We start from the raw sequence: 15721 nt of genomic DNA on the forward strand, positions 1-15721 counted from the left end.
AGCGCCCCTGGCCGAATCGCCAGGCTGGAGGCATGAACGACTCCGTCCTCGACGCACGCTCCCTGACCAAGTCCTACGGCACCACCCGCGCACTCGCCGGGGTGGATCTCACGATCCACCGCGGCGAGTCGGTGGCGATCATGGGCGCCTCCGGATCGGGCAAGACCACTCTCCTCCATGTGCTCGCCGGTATCGTCACGCCGGACTCCGGCACCGTGACCTTCTTCCAGCCCTCGACCGGGGAGCCTGTGCAGGTCGCGGGGCTCGGGGAAGGTGCTCGCTCCCGGCTGCGCAGGGAGCGTTTCGGGTTCGTCTTCCAGCAGGGACTCCTCATCCCTGAGCTCACCGCCGTCGAGAACGTGGCGCTCGCATCGATGATCAACGGCGTGAAGAGAGCGGATGCCACGGCCCACGCGGCGTCCTGGCTCGCCGCGCTCGGGCTCGCCGGGATGGAGGACCGCCGCATCGGCGAGCTCTCCGGCGGGCAGGCGCAGCGCGTCGCCATCGCACGGGCCCAGGCCACCGGCGCGGATCTCGTCTTCGCCGACGAGCCGACCGGAGCGCTCGACTCGCACACCTCGCAGGACGTGATGAACGCACTGCTCTGGTCGACGACCGGGCAGGGGCGGACGCTCCTCGTCGTCACCCACGACGCCGACGTCGCCGCTCGATGCTCGCGAGTCGTGGCGGTTCGCGACGGACAGATCGTCTCGCCGGCGGTGACGGCATGAACGCCCGCGTCCTGACCCTCCTTCTCCGACCCGCGAAGGGTGAGAACGCCGTCCTGGCGCTTCCGGCGGTCGCGTTCGGAGTCGTCACGGCTCTGGTGCTGACAGTCGTGGGCGGAGCACAATCGTTCTGGACCTGGACCGACGACTACGCTCCGGTCTACCAGGCACTGGCAGCGATCGCTCTCGTCCTCCTCGTCGTACCGCTGACGAATCTCGGAGGGGCGGCTGCTCGCCTCTCGGCCCGCCGTCGCGACGAGCGACTCTCGACACTGCGACTTCTGGGCGTGACTCCGATGGGAGTCAGCGTGGCCACCGTGATCGAATCCGTGCTCGTGGCGGCCGCAGGTGCCGTCGCCGGAGCGGTCGTCCATCTCGTGACCGCTCCCCTGGTCGGGCTCATCCCGTTCCGTGGAACTGCTCTCGGCACCGACGCCGTGATGCTGTCTCCCCTCAGCATCCTGGCGGTCGTGGGCGGGGTCCTTCTCGTGGCGGCCGGCAGCGCCGTGCTCGGTCTCCGACGCGTGATCGTCTCACCGCTCGGGGTGCGCATGCGGACGACGGTCTCTACCGTGCACTGGTTCCGGGCGATCATCGGCATCTCGGTGCTCGCTCTGGTCTTCGTCCTCGTCAAGGTCTTCCCGTCCGTCGCGGGGCTCGCAGTGACGATCACCGTTCTCGCAGCGCTTTTCGCGGTGGCGCTCGCCGTGCTCAACGTGATCGGGCCGTGGGTACTCAAGGTCAGCGCATCACGTCAGCTCCGCCGGGCCGAGCGGGCCGACCGGCTGCTCGCCGCCCGTCTGGTGCTGGACTCGCCCAAGGCCGCATGGCGTCAGGTGAGCGGGATCGCGATGGCGAGCTTCATGGCCGTCTTCGCCGGGACCGGCGTCGCACTGATGAACGTGATGAACAGCGGAGAGGCGACGGATGCCGATGCAGCACTCGCCGTGGACATGCGCACCGGTCTCGTCATCACGCTGGTCGCCTCCTTCGTGATGGTCGCGGCATCCGTGGGGGTGAATCAGGCCGCTTCCGTGCTCGATCAGCGCGATCTGCACCGAAGTCTCCACCACCTCGGCATGCCTGTCGACACCGTCGACAGCGCGCGTCGCCGCGCGATCATGTCACCGCTGCTCGTCACCGCGATCGGATCGGCGACCTGCGCGGCCGTGCTCGTGTTCCCCCTGCTCGGGATCGCCCTGATCACCGCTCCCGAGTCGCTGCTGACGATCGGCATCGTGCTCGCGGTGGGAATCGGCATCGTGTGGGCGAGTACGCGGGCGACCCGGCCTCTGCTCGCCCGGTCGTTCGAGACGGCATGAGCCTCAGCGTCGGCGCTGGCAGCGCGGGCAGAAGTGACTCGACCGGTTCATGAAAGCCTGTCGGCGGATCAGCGTGCCGCACCGGGGGCATGGCTGACCGCCTCGACCATAGGCGTTGAGGGAGTGCGCGAAGTAGCCGGCGTGGCCGTTCACGTTGACGTACTGGGAATCGAAGCTCGTGCCTCCCTCGGCCAGCGCCTTCGCGAGCACCACGCGGATCTCAGCGAGGAGCCGACCGATCGCGGGTGTCGACAGCGCGCTCGCGAGAGTCTCGGGGTGGATGCGCGCCGCCCAGAGCGCCTCGTCGGCGTAGATGTTGCCCACCCCGCTGATCACCTGCTGATCGAGCAGCACGCGCTTGACCGCGCTGCCCCGCTTTCGGAGCGTGCGCACCAGGATGCCGTCGTCGAAGAGAGGGTCGAGGGGATCGCGCGCGATGTGCACGACCTGGGTGGGGATCATCGTCGGCCCGTCCGGCACGAGGCTGTCGACCGCCAGCGACCCGAAGGTCCTCTGATCGGCGAACACGATGGCGAGCTCTCCGTGCTGCGGGTGCTCGATGCCGATGCGAATGCGCTCGTGGCGTTCCGCTTCGGCATCCGGTGCGCGGAGCAGCATCTGCCCGCTCATCCCGAGGTGCGCGATCAAAGCGGAACCCTCCGCGTCGAGCGGAAGCCAGAGGAACTTGCCTCGACGCTCGGCGGCGGTGAACACGCGCCCTTCCAGGCGCGACACGAAGTCCGATGCCCCCGCGGCATGACGTGTCAGGGCGCGCTCATCGAACACGCTCACCCCCGTGATGACCGAACCGACCGCGGCAGGAGCGAGACCGGCTCGCACCACCTCGACCTCGGGGAGCTCAGGCACGCTCGTTGAGGAAGCGCCACGCACTGAGCGCGGCCGCCATCTCTGCAGTCTTCTTGCTGCTGCCCTTGCCGGTCATCGCCACATCGCCGACGCTCACGGTCGCCAGGAAGCGACGATCGTGATCGGGACCACTCGCCTCCACCGAATACTGCGGTGGGGTGGCACCGACCCGCGCCGCCAGCTCCTGAAGACTGGTCTTCGGATCCATGGCGGCGCCATAGCGCTCGGGGTCGGCGAGGAGCGGCGCGGTCAGACGGAGCACGAGCTCAGTGGCCGCCTCAGGACCCGCCGACAGGTAGGTCGCACCGATGACGGCTTCCATCGTGTCGGCGAGGATCGAATCCTTGTCGCGTCCGCCCGTCTGCTCCTCGCCTCGACCGAGCCGCAGGTGGCTGCCCAGATCGATGCCTCTCGCCACCTCCGCGAGGGCGACCGTCGAGACGACACTGGCGCGCCGCTTGGCGAGTTCGCCCTCATCGAGCCCTGGATGGGTCGTGAAGAGCATCACGGTGACGGCTTGGCCGAGAATGGAGTCGCCGAGGAACTCGAGACGTTCGTTGTGAGGGATGCCACCATGCTCATACGCATATGAGCGATGGGTGAGCGCCAACTCCAGAAGCTCCGCGTCTATATCGACGCGGAGCTTCTCTGGGAGTGGTCTCGTCCCCCCAGGGACCTCAGTCACGGAAGTGAAGTCGCGACTCAGACGTCGGCGACCTTGCGGCCCTTGTACTCGAGGAACAGCTCGGTGCCCTGCGAGTCGGTGACGACCTTCGCCTGGTGGGGGCGGCTGTAGACGGTCTTGCCGTTCTCGACGGTCTTGACGAGAGCGATGGGCGCCGCCTTCCACTGCGCGCGGCGCGAGCGGGTGTTCGAACGGGATACCTTGCGCTTCGGGGGGTTACCAGCCATGACTAGCTCTCTTCTTTCTCGGCGGCACGAGATTCTTCCGTGCCGTCTTGGTCTGTGATGTTCTGGAGCACGCTCCACCGAGGATCGATGGGAGCCGCCTGCTCCTTGTCGGTGCTCGCTGTCAGCCTCTCGCCCGTCTCCGGGTCGAGCCCGGGGCAATCCGGCTGACACACCGGCTGAAATGGAAGCGCCAATACGGCCGCATCCCTGACTAGAGTTTCAAGATCCACGTGGTCGTCTTGAACCTCGAAGTCAGTTTCTTCCTCACCAGGATACGCGAAAAGCTCCTGGAACTCGACTTCGACGGGCCGAACGATGTCGATGAGGCAGCGACCGCACACGCCGGAGTACTCCGCGTCGACGATTCCCGACACCAGAATGCCCTCATGGACCGACTCGAGACGGACATCCAGGTCGAGCTCGGAGCCTGTCTCGTAGGACACGATCCCCTCGCCCCAGGCATCCTTCAGGGTCACGGAGAACTCGTGTTCGCGCATCTCTCCCGGCTTGCGGACGATGTCGCGGACGGGGAGGACGAAAGGACCACTCATTCGGGAACGCACCCAGCAATGGTACCGGCTACATGCGGTGGGAGGCTGGCTTCGGGCTGAGCGCGGCGCTCAGGAGCGCGACGTCAGATGCCGCGAGACCCGGTGTCGAGGAATGCGGCGACCGCAGGAGGGACGAAAGGCGACACATCGCCCCCGAGCCCCGCCACCTGTCGCACGAGGGAGCTGGACACGAGAGCGTGCGCCGGGTCGGGCAGCAGGAAGACCGTCTCGATGTCTGCGAGGTGCCTGTTGACGATCGCCATCGGCGATTCATAGGCGACGTCGATCTGGGAGCGGATCCCCTTGACCAGCACGCCGGCACCTACATCGCGCGCGTAGTCGACCAGGAGGCCCATGCTCCACGATCCCACGATCACGTTGCCGTCCATGCCCTCATCGGCGATGGACTGCTCGATGAGCGACAGCCGCGCCGCGATGGGCAGCATCGCCTCCTTGCCGGGGTTGTGCACGACGAGCACATGCAGCTCGTCGTACAGCTTGGCGGCCCGACGGATGACGTCGAGGTGGCCCAGGGTCGGCGGGTCGAAGGAACCCGGGACGACGGCGATCCGGCTGCTCATGCCACCAGCCTAGGGCACGCCGTGCTCGGGTCAGTTCTTCGCCAGGGCCGCGCGATCGTCGTCGCTCACTCGTCGCTCGATGGCGGATCTGAGCCCCGGGTTCGCGTCGAGACCGGGGTCGGCTGCGAGGATCACCTCGGCGAGCTCGCGAGCTCTGACGATCAGACCGGAGTCCTTGACCACGCGCAGCAGCTTCAACGACGACCGCACGCCCGCCTGTGCTGCGCCGAGCACGTCTCCTTCACCGCGCAGCTCGAGATCGACCTCGGCGAGGGCGAAACCGTCGAGGGTCGCTGCGACCGCGTCGACTCGCTCGCGCGCCACCGAGCCGGCTTCCGCTTCTGTCACGAGCAGACACAGCCCCGGAACGCCGCCTCGACCCACCCGGCCTCTCAGCTGATGCAGCTGGGAGACGCCGAAGCGATCGGCATCGAGGACGATCATGGTCGAGGCGTTGGGCACGTCGACCCCGACCTCGATGACGGTCGTGGCCAGAAGCAGGTCGATCTCGCCCCGCGCGAAGGCCTGCATCACCGCATCCTTCTCGTCAGACGGCATGCGTCCGTGGAGAACCGCTCGGCGCAGACCGCCGAGCTTCGGGTGCGTCGCCAGCGCCTCGTCGAGCTGCACCACTCCCCAGCGTGGACCGGATGCGCCCTCGGGTTGCAGGAGCGCGGGCTCACCCGCCTCGGCCGTCTTCTTGGTGGTGTCGATCGCGGCGCACACTGCGAAGACCTGGCGCCCCTGGGCGATCTCCTCGGCGGCGCGCTCCCAGACGCGATTGAACCACCCGGGATGCTCGGCGAGTGGGGCGACGAACGACTCGATTCCCGCCCGTCCCTTCGGCATCGTGCGGATCACCGAGGTGTCGAGATCTCCGAAGACCGTCATGGCCACGGTGCGAGGGATGGGCGTGGCGGTGAGGACGAGGGCGTGCGGGCTGGAGCCCTTGGCGCGGAGAGCCTCGCGCTGTTCGACGCCGAACCGGTGCTGCTCGTCGACCACGACGAGCCCGAGATCTGCGAAGGTCGTCTTCTCGCCGAGCAGTGCGTGGGTGCCGACGACGATCAGGGCCTGCCCGGAGGCGACGCGCAGGGCGGCCTTGCGCCGCGCCGCAGCCGGCATCTGCCCGGTCAGGAGTGTGGGCATCACGAGCGGAGCCAGCTCCGGCCCGAGCATCTTCGATATCGACCGCAGGTGCTGGCCCGCCAGGACCTCGGTCGGCGCGATCAGCGCGGCTTGGCCGCCGGACTCGGCGACCTGGAGCATCGCACGCAGGGCGACGAGCGTCTTGCCCGAGCCGACCTCTCCCTGCACGAGGCGGTTCATCGGCCACGAGCCGACGAGATCCTTCGCGACCTGCTCGCCGACGGTCTGCTGATCGGGCGTGAGATCGTAGGGCAACGAGGCGTCGAACCGCTCGAGCAGACCTCCGGGCTTCGCCGCACGCGCCGTGGCCGAGAGCGATCGCACCGCGTTGCGCTGCTGCAGGAGTGCGGTCTGCAGCGTGAGCGCCTCATGCATCCGCAGCGTGCGGACTGCAGGATCGATGTCGTTGCGGGTCTTCGGTCGATGGATCTGCTCGAGCGCCTCTCTCGCGGTCAGCAGCTCCTCCCGCTGACGGACGTCCGCCGACAGAGGCTCGGGCACGTCACCGAGGCCGTCGAGCACGCGAGTGATGAATTTCGCGATCTGCCAGGTCTGCAGCGTCGACGTCGCGGGATAGATGGGGATCAGCACGGCTGCGCGGGCGTCCGCACGCCGCCTGGCCGCATCCTCGTCGTCGAAGAGCTCGTACTCAGGGTGCGCGAACTGCGTCATCCCGTTGAACTCGCCGACCTTGCCCGAGAAGACGCCTCGCCGACCGACCGCGAGATCCTCGGAGCGCCACTTGGCAGCCCCGAGGTTCTTCGCGAAGAACGTCAGGGACATCTTGCCGATGCCGTCGCCGATCACGACGTCGACCATCGCGCCCCGTCGATTGCGCATCGCCCTGGCACTCGACGACAGCACCTCGGCGACGATCGTCACGGTCTCACCGAGCGGAAGCTCACGGATGGGGGTGAGCTCGCCAGGGTCGGCATACCGCCGGGGATAGTGCGACACGAGATCGCCGACCGTCTTCATGCCGAACGCCCGATCGAGAGACTTCGCCGGCGTGGAGCCCAGCGCCTCCTCGAGCGACGAATCCAGCGTGAGCGACATGATCCGAGTCTAGGAGGCCGCACGGACACGACGTGCGCCCCGGCTGTCGTATCGTGAACGGGTGACGAGGATCATCGCCGGAAAGGCACGCGGCGCGCGGCTCGACGTTCCCCACGCGGGGACGCGACCCACCAGCGACCGCGTACGGGAGTCGCTCTTCGGAGCGCTGGAATCGGCCGACGCGATCGCCGGAGCCCGAGTGCTGGATCTCTACGCCGGATCGGGTGCACTGGGATTGGAGACGCTCAGCCGCGGCGCGGCAAGCGCCGACCTCGTCGAGCACGGCCGAGAGGCTGCGGCCGTCGTACGTCGCAACGTCGCCACCGTCGCGAAGGCCGGCGCGAACGGCGCGACGGTGCACCAGAGCACGGTCCGGTCGTTCCTGCTGCGAGCCTCCGGTCCGTACGACCTCGTCTTCTCGGACCCGCCCTACGACCTCGAGGACGACGCGATGACCGCGGATCTCATCGCGCTCGCACCGTGTCTCGCCCCTGACGCCCTCGTGATCATCGAGCGTGCGCGCCGCTCCACGCCTCCTGATCTGCAGGCCGCCGGCCTGGAGCTGATCCGCGAGAAGGCATACGGCGACACCGCTCTCTGGTGGGCCGAGCCGGCACTCGCCTCAGAGACGCCTCAGCCCGAGGCCGAATCCCAGTCGCGATAGGGGTCCCAGCCGCTCACGTCTGCGGGTGCGTCGTCGACCAGCAGATCGTGCTCGCCCTGCGGAGTCACAGTCCCGATGACGCGGAACCCCGACGGCAGCGTCCCCGGAGGGAAGGTGGCGAGCAGCGCATGATCCTCGCCACCGGCGAGGGCACGCTGCGGAGAGTCTCCGAGCGTCGCGCTGTCGAGGGCGATCGTGACGGCCGAGGCCGCTGCCATCCGTCGCGCATCGAGGGCGAGACCATCCGAGACGTCCATCATCGCGGTCGCTCCGGCTGTGGCGGCGAAGGGTCCGAGGCCGATCGGGGGCGAGGGACGGAGCTGGGCGGCCAGCGCCGCGCTCTCACCCCGTCCGAGCGCGGATGGATCGACGGCGACCGGTGTGTCACCATCACGGAACCTGCCGAAGAGGACGGAGAGTCCGTGGGCGGCGTGTCCGAGCTCTCCGGCCACCGCGACCACATCACCGACCCGCGCACCTGAGCGCGTCACCGGCGCCCGGCCCTCGAGATCGCCGAGAGCGGTGACCGCAACGGTGAGGACATCCGAGACGGTGAGATCGCCACCGACCACGGCGCAGCCCGGCGCCAGGGCCGCGCACGCCTCACGGAATCCGTCAGCGAGGCGTTCGACGAAAGAGAGCCTCAGATCGCGCGGAACAGCCAGCGCGACGAGCAGCGCGGTCGGGCGCGCACCCATGGCGGCCACGTCGGCGAGGTTGACTGCCGCAGCCTTCCACCCGAGGTCATAGCCCGACGACCACGCGAGTCGGAAGTCAGGACCGTGCACGAGGGTGTCCGTCGTGGCGACCACGGACCCAGACGGAGCCGCGATCACCGCCGCATCGTCGCCGGGTCCGATGATCGTGTGACTGGCCCGCGCAGTCCTCGCCAGGATGGCCCGCAGGATCTCCCCCTCCGAAAGGTCGCCGAGGGTCGGATCATCGTCGCGAGGTCGGGAGGGCATGCAGTCAAAGGTAGCCTGGATGCATGCCCCGCTCTCGTCGTCTCGCCGTCATCGCGGGGTCGCTGGTCCTCGTCGCAGCGCTCTCCGGATGCTCGACCACGATCCATCTGGAGCCGGCCGACGATGCGAACAATCCGGCGTGCGCGGAGGTCTCCGTGCTGCTTCCGGATGCCGTCGGCGATCTGGACCGCGTCTGGACCGATGCCCAGGCCACCGGCGCCTGGGGCGACCCGACGGTCGTGTTGCGCTGCGGCGTCGAACCGCCGGCGCCCTCGACCGAAGTCTGCACCACGATCGGCAGTGTCGACTGGCTCGTGCTCGACCAGGAGGAAGAACGACAGCGTCTGGTGACCTACGGTCGTGACCCTGCCGTCGAGGTGATCATCCGCCGGGGCGAGGAGATCGACTTCCGCACGGTGGTCGAGAGTCTCTCGACGAGCATCCAGTCCGGCCTCGAACCGGCGACGGCTCGGTGCACAGACCGGGTGCCCACCGAGGAATCCCCTGACGAAGGATCGGCCGAAGGCTGAGCGGACGCCGCCCGATCAGCGGCGCAGGCCCGCCTCGATCAGCTCTGAGATCAGGTCGCCGTAGCTGAGTCCGGATGCCACCCAGCACTTGGGGAACATCGAGATCGGCGTGAATCCGGGCATCGTGTTGAGCTCATTGACGACGAGCTCTCCCTCGGCAGTGAGGAACATGTCGACTCGGGCGAGGCCACGGCCGTCGACAGCCTCGAACGCTCGGATGGCGGCGTCCTGGATGGCCGCGATCTCGGAATCCTCAAGCTGCGCGGGGCACACCACGTCGACGCCGTCGCCACCGAGGTACTTGCCCTCGAAATCATAGAAGCCGCGGGACGTCAGCACGATCTCGCCGGGCAGCGATGCGCGTACGCCGTCGGCGCTCTCGAGAACCGCGACCTCGATCTCGCGACCGACCACTCCGCTCTCGATGAGGACCTTGTCGTCCTCCGCGAAGGCGATGGCCAGCGCGGCGTCGAGCTCGTCGGGCCTTTCGACCTTCGAGACGCCCACGCTGGAACCCGCGCGCGCCGGCTTGACGAACAGCGGCATCCCGAGATCGACGGCGGAGGCGCGAACCGACGCGGCATCCCGCTCCCACTCCCGCGAGCGGACCGTGATCCCCGGTGCCACCGAGAGGCCCGCCGCGCGCAGCGCGATCTTCATGAAGTGCTTGTCCATGCAGAGCGCAGAATCGAGAACTCCACCACCGGCGTAAGGCACTTCGAGAGTGTCGAAGTAGCCCTGGATCGTCCCGTCCTCGCCGTGAGTGCCGTGCAGGATCGGGAGCACGATGTCGATCTCGCCGAAGCCCTCGACAGTCCCGTCCTGACGCACGACACGGAGCGTCCGGTCGCCGCCGGGCTCGGGCCACAGCACCCTGGTGCCGTTGTCGGCGACCTCGGGCAGATGTGCGGCATCCAGCGGGAACTTCGACGGGTCGTCGTCCTCGAGGACGAAGGCTCCCTCGCGAGTGATTCCGACCGGGATCACCGCATAGCGGTCGCGGTCAATCGCGCCCAGGACTCCGCCCGCCGTTGCGGAACTGATCGAATGCTCGCTGGAGCGCCCTCCGAAGAGCACCACCACCGTCTGCTTGTCCATGGTTGGTCCTCTCACCCTGCGGGGTGTCGTCGTCCGTCGTCAGGTGGGGTGCGATGTCACGCGGGTTCATCTTGCCGTCGAGCACCATCTTCACCTGCTCGACGATGGGCATGTGCACTTCGGACTCGCGGGCGAGCTGCAGCACCGGCGCGACGGACGCGAGGCCCTCGGCTGTCTGCTGCATCTGCTTGACGACGTCCTGGAAGCTGTATCCCTGGCCGAGCAGGCGCCCGGCCGTGTTGTTGCGGCTCAGTGGAGACTGGCACGTCGCGATGAGGTCTCCCAGTCCCGCGAGCCCTTGGAGCGTTTCGGGGTGGGCGCCGTTCGCTACCGCGAAGTCGGTCATCTCGACGAGTCCGCGCGTGATGATCGACGCCTTCGTGTTCTCGCCGTATCCGACGCCGTCGACGATGCCGATCGCCACCGCGATGAGGTTCTTCAGCACTCCCCCGAACTCCGTGCCGATCACGTCGGTGTTCACGAACGTCCGGAAGTACGAGTTGCGCGCGGCGCGTGCGACCTCTTCAGCCGTCTCCTGACTGCGTGAGGAGATCACGGCAGCCGTCGGCTGCTCACGGGCGATCTCGAGCGCGAGGTTCGGCCCCGAGGCGACAGCGATGCGATCGGGATCGCACCGCAGCTCCTGCTCGATGACCTGACTCATCCGCAGCCCTGAGGTGCGTTCGACGCCCTTCATGAGGCTGACGATCTTCGCGTCGTTGTCGGACAGGAGCGGTCGCAGCGCCTTGAGGTTCTCGCGCAGCGACTGGCTCGGCACCGAGAGGTAGACCTGGTCGACATCACGCAATGCGATCGCCAGCTCATGCGTCGCCGCCATCGTGCGCGGCAGGTTGATGCCGGGCAGGTAGCGCGAGTTGCGCTTGGCCTCGTCGATCTCGTGCGCGAGTTCGGCTCGGCGGGCCCACATCGTGACCTGCGCACCGCCGTCCGCGAGGATCTTCCCGAATGTGGTGCCCCAGCTGCCTGCACCGATCACGGCGACTCTGGGGCCCGCGGGCGTGCTGCGCTTAGGAGTCAAGGCGACCCGTCTCCTTCTGTCCGTGCGAGGCGGGGTTCCAGCGCACGGCCGGCGCCTTCTCACCGCGCAGCTCTTCGAGCAACGCCGTGATCGCGTTCATCAGCCGGTCGGTGGCCTCGTTCAGCGCCGCAGACTCGCCCGCGCGACCGCGCAGGTCGGACACGTCGACCGGGTCGCCGATGATGACGTCCACGCGCTTGCGCAGTGGCCACAGGCTCAGACCCTTCTGGTAACGACCCATGATGTTCTGGGTGCCCCACTGGGCCATCGGGATCAGCGGGATGCCGTCGGTCAGTGCCAGCCGCACAGCGCCCGACTTGCCGCGCATCGGCCACATGTCGGGGTCACGCGTCAGAGTCCCCTCGGGGTACACGATCACTCCGCGTCCGTGTTCCACCAGCTCGGCCGACTGCTTCAGCGTCTGCTTCGCGGCGGATGCCGACGACGAACGAGCCACCGGGATCATTCCGGTGCGGCGCAGAATCCATCCGAGCACAGGGACCTTGAACAGGCTCTCCTTCGCCATGAATCGGGGCGCGCGTCCGATCCGCCACACCGCGAGTGCCACGATGAGCGGATCGAACTCCGAGTAGTGGTTGGGAGCCAGCACATAGGCACCCTCACGAGGAAGCTTCTCGGCACCGGTGATGCGGATCTTCGCGAGCAGCGAGATCAACGGCACGGCGATCGCCGCGAGCGGCCAGAACACGCTGGGCCGCGTCGTCTCGCGCGATCGGGAACCCATCGGGCTCACCGGATGACGTCGAAGTCGGCGCCCACGGCATCGAGCTTGGCGAGGAACTTCTCGTAGCCACGGCTGAGGATGTCGACTCCCGACACCTTCGACTCGCCTTCGGCCGTCAGCGCCGCGATCACGTGGCTGTACCCGCCGCGCAGGTCGGGCACGACGATGTCTGCGGCGTGCAGCGGAGTCGGCCCGGTGATGACGGCCGCCTGCTCGAGGTCACGACGCGGCACGCGCCGCGGCCCGTCCTGCAGCCCGCGCGGGTGCACGACGATGTCGGCGCCCATCTTGACGAGTGCATCGGTGAAGCCGAGACGGTTCTCGTAGACCGTCTCGTGCACGACCGAGCGGCCGTTCGCCTGCGTCAGCGCTACGACGAGCGGCTGCTGCCAGTCGGTCATGAAGCCGGGGTGCACGTCGGTCTCGACGACGACGGGCTTGAGCTCGCCTTCGCGGCGGAAGAGGATGCCGTCCTCCTGGATGTCGAACCAGCCGCCCGCCTTGCGGAAGATGTTGAGGAAGGTGAGCATCTCCTGCTGCTTGGCTCCGCCGACGAAGATCTCGCCGTCGGTGGCCAGCGCCGCGGATGCCCACGAGGCCGCCTCGTTGCGGTCGAAGATCGACCGGTGGTCGTAGCCGCGCAGCGTCTCGACGCCCTCGATGAGGATGACGCGGTTCGGCTCGTAGGAGATGATCGCACCCATCTTCTGCAGCACGGCAATCAGATCCATGATCTCGGGCTCGATGGCGGCGTTGCGCAGCTCGGTCGTCCCCTCGGCCCTGACCGCAGTCAGCAGCACCTGCTCGGTGGCACCCACGCTCGGGTACGGCAGGTGAATGTTGGCGCCGTGCAGGCGGGCTCCGCCTCTGGAGAGACGGATGCCGCTCGGCAGCTTCTCGACGATGGCGCCGAACTTGCGCAATGCGTCGAGGTGGAAGTCGATCGGCCGGTCGCCGATGCGGCATCCGCCGAGGTCCGGGATGAATGCCTGACCGAGACGGTGCAGGAGCGGTCCGCAGAACAGGATCGGAATGCGGGAGGCACCGGCGTGGGCGTCGATCTCCTCGAAGTGGGCCGACTCGACATCGCTCGGGTCGAAGACGAGTGCACCCGGCTCATCGCCGTCGGAGACCCGGACACCGTGCACCTCGAGCAGCGAGCGCACCACCGCGACATCGCTGATGGCCGGGACGTCGCGCAGCACGCTGACGGTCTCACCGAGCAGCGAGGCGACCATCGCCTTGGTCGCGAGGTTCTTCGCACCCTTGACGTCGACGCGGCCGCGCAGCGGGCGGCCTCCACGAATGGCGAGGACGTCACCGGTGAGTGGGGGGACTCCGTCCGGAAGAGCGTCGCGCACAGGTGTCGTCATTCGGAGCCTCACTTCATTCAACGGAGATCGGGGCGGGGTCGCCCTCGGCTCCCCCGCCCCGCCGTTCACTGAACGGGAAGGGTCCGGGGCCGCCACGACTCGCGACGGGCCTCGAACTGCGCGATCTTGTCTTCGTTGCGCAGCGTGAGCCCGATGTCATCGAGCCCTTCAAGGAGCCGCCATCTAGTGTAATCGTCGATCCCGAGGTCAGCCTGGATCTCACCGATCGACGCGACCCGCGCCTCGATGTCCACCGTGATGGAAGCCCCGGGATTCCGGTCGATCTCGGCCCAGATCCGCTCGAGATCCTCTTCCGAGATGGTCGCCGCGACGAGCCCCTGCTTGCCTGAGTTGCCCCGGAAGATGTCGGCGAAGCGCGGGCTCAGGACGACCGCGAACCCGAAGTCGCGCAGTGCCCAGACGGCGTGCTCTCGGCTCGATCCGGTGCCGAAGTCCGGTCCGGCGACGAGCACCGACGCCCCCTGGAAGGCGGGCTGGTTGAGCACGAACTCGGGGTCCTGGCGCCAGCCGTGGAACAGCGCGTCCTCGAAGCCGGTCTTGGTGACCCGCTTGAGGAAGACGGCGGGGATGATCTGGTCGGTGTCGACGTTCGAGCGCTTCAGCGGAGCGGCGATACCGGTGTGGGTGACGAACTTCTCCATGGTCAGACCTCCGCCATCTCGTTCAGGTCGCTGGGACTCGACAGCGTGCCGCGGATCGCGGTCGCCGCGGCGACCAGAGGCGACACCAGGTGTGTGCGACCACCCTTGCCCTGCCGGCCCTCGAAGTTGCGATTCGACGTCGACGCACAGCGCTCGCCCGGAGCGAGCTGATCGGGGTTCATGCCGAGGCACATCGAGCAGCCGGCGAACCGCCATTCGGCTCCGAAGTCCTTGATGATCTTGTCGAGGCCTTCCGCCTCGGCCTCCAGCCGGACGCGGGCCGAACCCGGTACGACCATGACACGCACGCCGTCGGCCTTCTTCTTGCCTTCGATGATCGACGCGAACGCACGGAGGTCCTCGATGCGGCTGTTCGTGCACGAGCCCATGAAGACCGCATCGACCGGCACCTCCTTGAGCGGCGTACCAGGGGTCAGATCCATGTACTCGAGGGCGCGCTCTGCGGCGGCGCGCTCGTTGGCGTCGGCGATCTGAGCCGGGTCGGGAACCGACGCCGACAGCGAGCTGCCCTGACCGGGGTTGGTTCCCCATGTCACGAAGGGCTCGAGATCGTCGGCGTCGATGAAGACCTCGGCATCGAAAGTCGCACCCTCGTCGGTCGGCAGGGTGCGCCAGTAGGCGACGGCGTCGTCCCAGTCCTGGCCCTGGGGAGCGTGCGGACGCCCCTTCAGGTAGTCGAACGTCGTCTCGTCGGGGGCGACCATGCCCGCACGGGCACCGGCCTCGATCGACATGTTGCAGATGGTCATCCGGCCCTCCATGGACAGCGAGCGGATCGCGCTGCCGCGGAACTCCAGGACATAGCCCTGGCCGCCACCGGTCGTGATCTTCGCGATCACGGCGAGGATGATGTCCTTCGCGGTGACCCCGGGGCGCAGAGTGCCCTCGACCGTGATGGCCATCGTCTTGAAGGGCTTGAGCGGAAGCGTCTGGGTCGCCATCACGTGCTCGACCTCGCTGGTGCCGATGCCGAAGGCCATGGCGCCGAAGGCCCCATGAGTCGACGTGTGCGAGTCTCCGCAGACCACGGTGATCCCCGGCATGGTGAGCCCGAGCTGCGGGCCGACGACGTGCACGATGCCCTGTTCGGCATCGCCCAGAGAGTGCAGACGGACGCCGAACTCGGCGGCGTTGCGGCGCAGCGTCTCGATCTGGGTGCGGCTCGTGAGGTCGGCGATGGGCTTGTCGATGTCCCACGTGGGCGTGTTGTGGTCTTCGGTGGCGATCGTAAGGTCGAGGCGACGCAGCGGACGGCCCTCCGATCGCAGTCCGTCGAACGCCTGAGGGCTCGTGACCTCGTGCACCAGGTGCAGATCGATGTAGATGAGGTCGGGCTCGCCGTTCTCGCCCTTGACGACGAGGTGGTCGTCCCAGACCTTCTCAGCGAGGGTCCTCGGACGTGCGGGAGCAGTGTCTGCTGCGGGGATGTTCATTGCGTCTCTCCTGAAGCTGGCGGTT

The 15721-nt window shown here is 68.0% G+C and carries 17 protein-coding genes; 4 read left to right on the forward strand and 13 right to left on the reverse strand.

Annotated features, from left to right (window positions below):
• The first annotated feature begins 32 nt into the window (after nucleotides 1–32).
• Together OPU70_RS03395 and OPU70_RS03400 are read left to right on the forward strand one after the other, a co-directional pair.
• Nucleotides 33–731 carry an ABC transporter ATP-binding protein gene (locus OPU70_RS03395; protein ID WP_498557139.1) on the forward strand — a complete coding sequence of 233 codons (699 nt, stop codon included), beginning with the start codon at nucleotides 33–35 and terminating at the stop codon, nucleotides 729–731.
• Nucleotides 728–2050 carry an FtsX-like permease family protein gene (locus OPU70_RS03400; protein WP_498557140.1) on the forward strand — a complete coding sequence of 441 codons (1323 nt, stop codon included), beginning with the start codon at nucleotides 728–730 and terminating at the stop codon, nucleotides 2048–2050. Before OPU70_RS03395 ends, OPU70_RS03400 begins: the two co-directional genes overlap by 4 nt.
• A gap of 3 nt (nucleotides 2051–2053) precedes the next feature.
• Here the strand turns inward: OPU70_RS03400 and mutM are convergent, their stop codons facing one another.
• The 6 genes from mutM to OPU70_RS03430 all read right to left on the reverse strand — a co-directional run bounded on the left by mutM (nucleotide 2054) and on the right by OPU70_RS03430 (nucleotide 7166).
• Nucleotides 2054–2917: a bifunctional DNA-formamidopyrimidine glycosylase/DNA-(apurinic or apyrimidinic site) lyase gene (gene mutM / locus OPU70_RS03405; RefSeq protein ID WP_498557141.1), complete on the reverse strand. Its 864-nt coding sequence runs from the start codon at nucleotides 2915–2917 to the stop codon at nucleotides 2054–2056.
• Nucleotides 2910–3602, reverse strand: a complete 693-nt coding sequence (gene rnc / locus OPU70_RS03410) for a ribonuclease III (protein WP_042541693.1) — start codon at nucleotides 3600–3602, stop codon at nucleotides 2910–2912. Before rnc ends, mutM begins: the two co-directional genes overlap by 8 nt.
• Nucleotides 3603–3619: 17 nt before the next feature.
• Nucleotides 3620–3829 carry a 50S ribosomal protein L32 gene (gene rpmF, locus OPU70_RS03415; protein WP_042541694.1) on the reverse strand — a complete coding sequence of 70 codons (210 nt, stop codon included), beginning with the start codon at nucleotides 3827–3829 and terminating at the stop codon, nucleotides 3620–3622.
• A 2-nt stretch (nucleotides 3830–3831) separates the two neighbouring features.
• Nucleotides 3832–4380, reverse strand: coding sequence for a YceD family protein (locus tag OPU70_RS03420; RefSeq protein ID WP_367821341.1), 549 nt, complete (start codon nucleotides 4378–4380; stop codon nucleotides 3832–3834).
• Between the two features lie 83 nt (nucleotides 4381–4463).
• Nucleotides 4464–4961 carry a pantetheine-phosphate adenylyltransferase gene (gene coaD, locus OPU70_RS03425; protein ID WP_042541696.1) on the reverse strand — a complete coding sequence of 166 codons (498 nt, stop codon included), beginning with the start codon at nucleotides 4959–4961 and terminating at the stop codon, nucleotides 4464–4466.
• 30 nt (nucleotides 4962–4991) lie between these two features.
• Nucleotides 4992–7166, reverse strand: coding sequence for an ATP-dependent DNA helicase RecG (locus OPU70_RS03430; protein WP_498557142.1), 2175 nt, complete (start codon nucleotides 7164–7166; stop codon nucleotides 4992–4994).
• A gap of 61 nt (nucleotides 7167–7227) precedes the next feature.
• Between OPU70_RS03430 and rsmD the strand changes: the two genes are divergently transcribed.
• Nucleotides 7228–7830 carry a 16S rRNA (guanine(966)-N(2))-methyltransferase RsmD gene (gene rsmD / locus OPU70_RS03435; protein ID WP_042541698.1) on the forward strand — a complete coding sequence of 201 codons (603 nt, stop codon included), beginning with the start codon at nucleotides 7228–7230 and terminating at the stop codon, nucleotides 7828–7830.
• Here rsmD and thiL read toward each other — a convergent pair.
• The gene (gene thiL, locus OPU70_RS03440; RefSeq protein ID WP_498557143.1) at nucleotides 7800–8795 is read right to left on the reverse strand and encodes a thiamine-phosphate kinase; all 996 of its coding nucleotides are present in this window, start codon (nucleotides 8793–8795) and stop codon (nucleotides 7800–7802) included. The genes rsmD and thiL overlap by 31 nt on opposite strands.
• Before the next feature lie 23 nt (nucleotides 8796–8818).
• Here thiL and OPU70_RS03445 point away from each other — a divergent pair, with 23 nt between their 5' ends.
• A complete protein-coding gene (locus tag OPU70_RS03445; protein WP_042541700.1) occupies nucleotides 8819–9325 on the forward strand; it encodes a DUF3515 family protein in 507 nt (168 codons plus the stop codon).
• Between the two features lie 15 nt (nucleotides 9326–9340).
• Here OPU70_RS03445 and OPU70_RS03450 read toward each other — a convergent pair whose 3' ends face one another.
• From OPU70_RS03450 to leuC, 6 genes are all read right to left on the reverse strand, one after another.
• Nucleotides 9341–10423: a D-alanine--D-alanine ligase family protein gene (locus OPU70_RS03450; RefSeq protein ID WP_056376676.1), complete on the reverse strand. Its 1083-nt coding sequence runs from the start codon at nucleotides 10421–10423 to the stop codon at nucleotides 9341–9343.
• Entirely contained in the window at nucleotides 10329–11462 is a 1134-nt protein-coding gene (locus tag OPU70_RS03455) for an NAD(P)H-dependent glycerol-3-phosphate dehydrogenase (protein WP_056376675.1), read from the reverse strand. Before OPU70_RS03455 ends, OPU70_RS03450 begins: the two co-directional genes overlap by 95 nt.
• Complete coding sequence (locus OPU70_RS03460) at nucleotides 11452–12207, reverse strand: lysophospholipid acyltransferase family protein (RefSeq protein WP_498557144.1); 756 nt, start codon at nucleotides 12205–12207, stop codon at nucleotides 11452–11454. Before OPU70_RS03460 ends, OPU70_RS03455 begins: the two co-directional genes overlap by 11 nt.
• A 5-nt stretch (nucleotides 12208–12212) precedes the next feature.
• Entirely contained in the window at nucleotides 12213–13580 is a 1368-nt protein-coding gene (gene murA / locus OPU70_RS03465) for a UDP-N-acetylglucosamine 1-carboxyvinyltransferase (protein ID WP_042541704.1), read from the reverse strand.
• Between the two features lie 65 nt (nucleotides 13581–13645).
• A complete protein-coding gene (gene leuD, locus OPU70_RS03470) occupies nucleotides 13646–14242 on the reverse strand; it encodes a 3-isopropylmalate dehydratase small subunit (protein ID WP_042541705.1) in 597 nt (198 codons plus the stop codon).
• Nucleotides 14243–14244: 2 nt separating this feature from the next.
• Nucleotides 14245–15696, reverse strand: a complete 1452-nt coding sequence (leuC, locus tag OPU70_RS03475) for a 3-isopropylmalate dehydratase large subunit (protein ID WP_042541706.1) — start codon at nucleotides 15694–15696, stop codon at nucleotides 14245–14247.
• Nucleotides 15697–15721 lie beyond the last annotated feature (25 nt).

Source organism: Microbacterium sp. SWDP-B6, assembly GCF_059803615.1.

Coding starts and splice junctions, on each gene's coding strand:
- coaD (WP_042541696.1), bottom strand. CDS start 4,961: ATGAGCAGCCGGATCGCCGTCGTCCCGGGTTCCTTCGACCCGCCGACC.
- leuC (WP_042541706.1), bottom strand. CDS start 15,696: ATGAACATCCCCGCAGCAGACACTGCTCCCGCACGTCCGAGGACCCTC.
- OPU70_RS03400 (WP_498557140.1), top strand. CDS start 728: ATGAACGCCCGCGTCCTGACCCTCCTTCTCCGACCCGCGAAGGGTGAG.
- leuD (WP_042541705.1), bottom strand. CDS start 14,242: ATGGAGAAGTTCGTCACCCACACCGGTATCGCCGCTCCGCTGAAGCGC.
- OPU70_RS03420 (WP_367821341.1), bottom strand. CDS start 4,380: ATGAGTGGTCCTTTCGTCCTCCCCGTCCGCGACATCGTCCGCAAGCCG.
- rpmF (WP_042541694.1), bottom strand. CDS start 3,829: ATGGCTGGTAACCCCCCGAAGCGCAAGGTATCCCGTTCGAACACCCGC.
- thiL (WP_498557143.1), bottom strand. CDS start 8,795: ATGCCCTCCCGACCTCGCGACGATGATCCGACCCTCGGCGACCTTTCG.
- OPU70_RS03445 (WP_042541700.1), top strand. CDS start 8,819: ATGCCCCGCTCTCGTCGTCTCGCCGTCATCGCGGGGTCGCTGGTCCTC.
- murA (WP_042541704.1), bottom strand. CDS start 13,580: ATGACGACACCTGTGCGCGACGCTCTTCCGGACGGAGTCCCCCCACTC.
- OPU70_RS03450 (WP_056376676.1), bottom strand. CDS start 10,423: ATGGACAAGCAGACGGTGGTGGTGCTCTTCGGAGGGCGCTCCAGCGAG.
- OPU70_RS03460 (WP_498557144.1), bottom strand. CDS start 12,207: ATGGGTTCCCGATCGCGCGAGACGACGCGGCCCAGCGTGTTCTGGCCG.
- OPU70_RS03430 (WP_498557142.1), bottom strand. CDS start 7,166: ATGTCGCTCACGCTGGATTCGTCGCTCGAGGAGGCGCTGGGCTCCACG.
- OPU70_RS03395 (WP_498557139.1), top strand. CDS start 33: ATGAACGACTCCGTCCTCGACGCACGCTCCCTGACCAAGTCCTACGGC.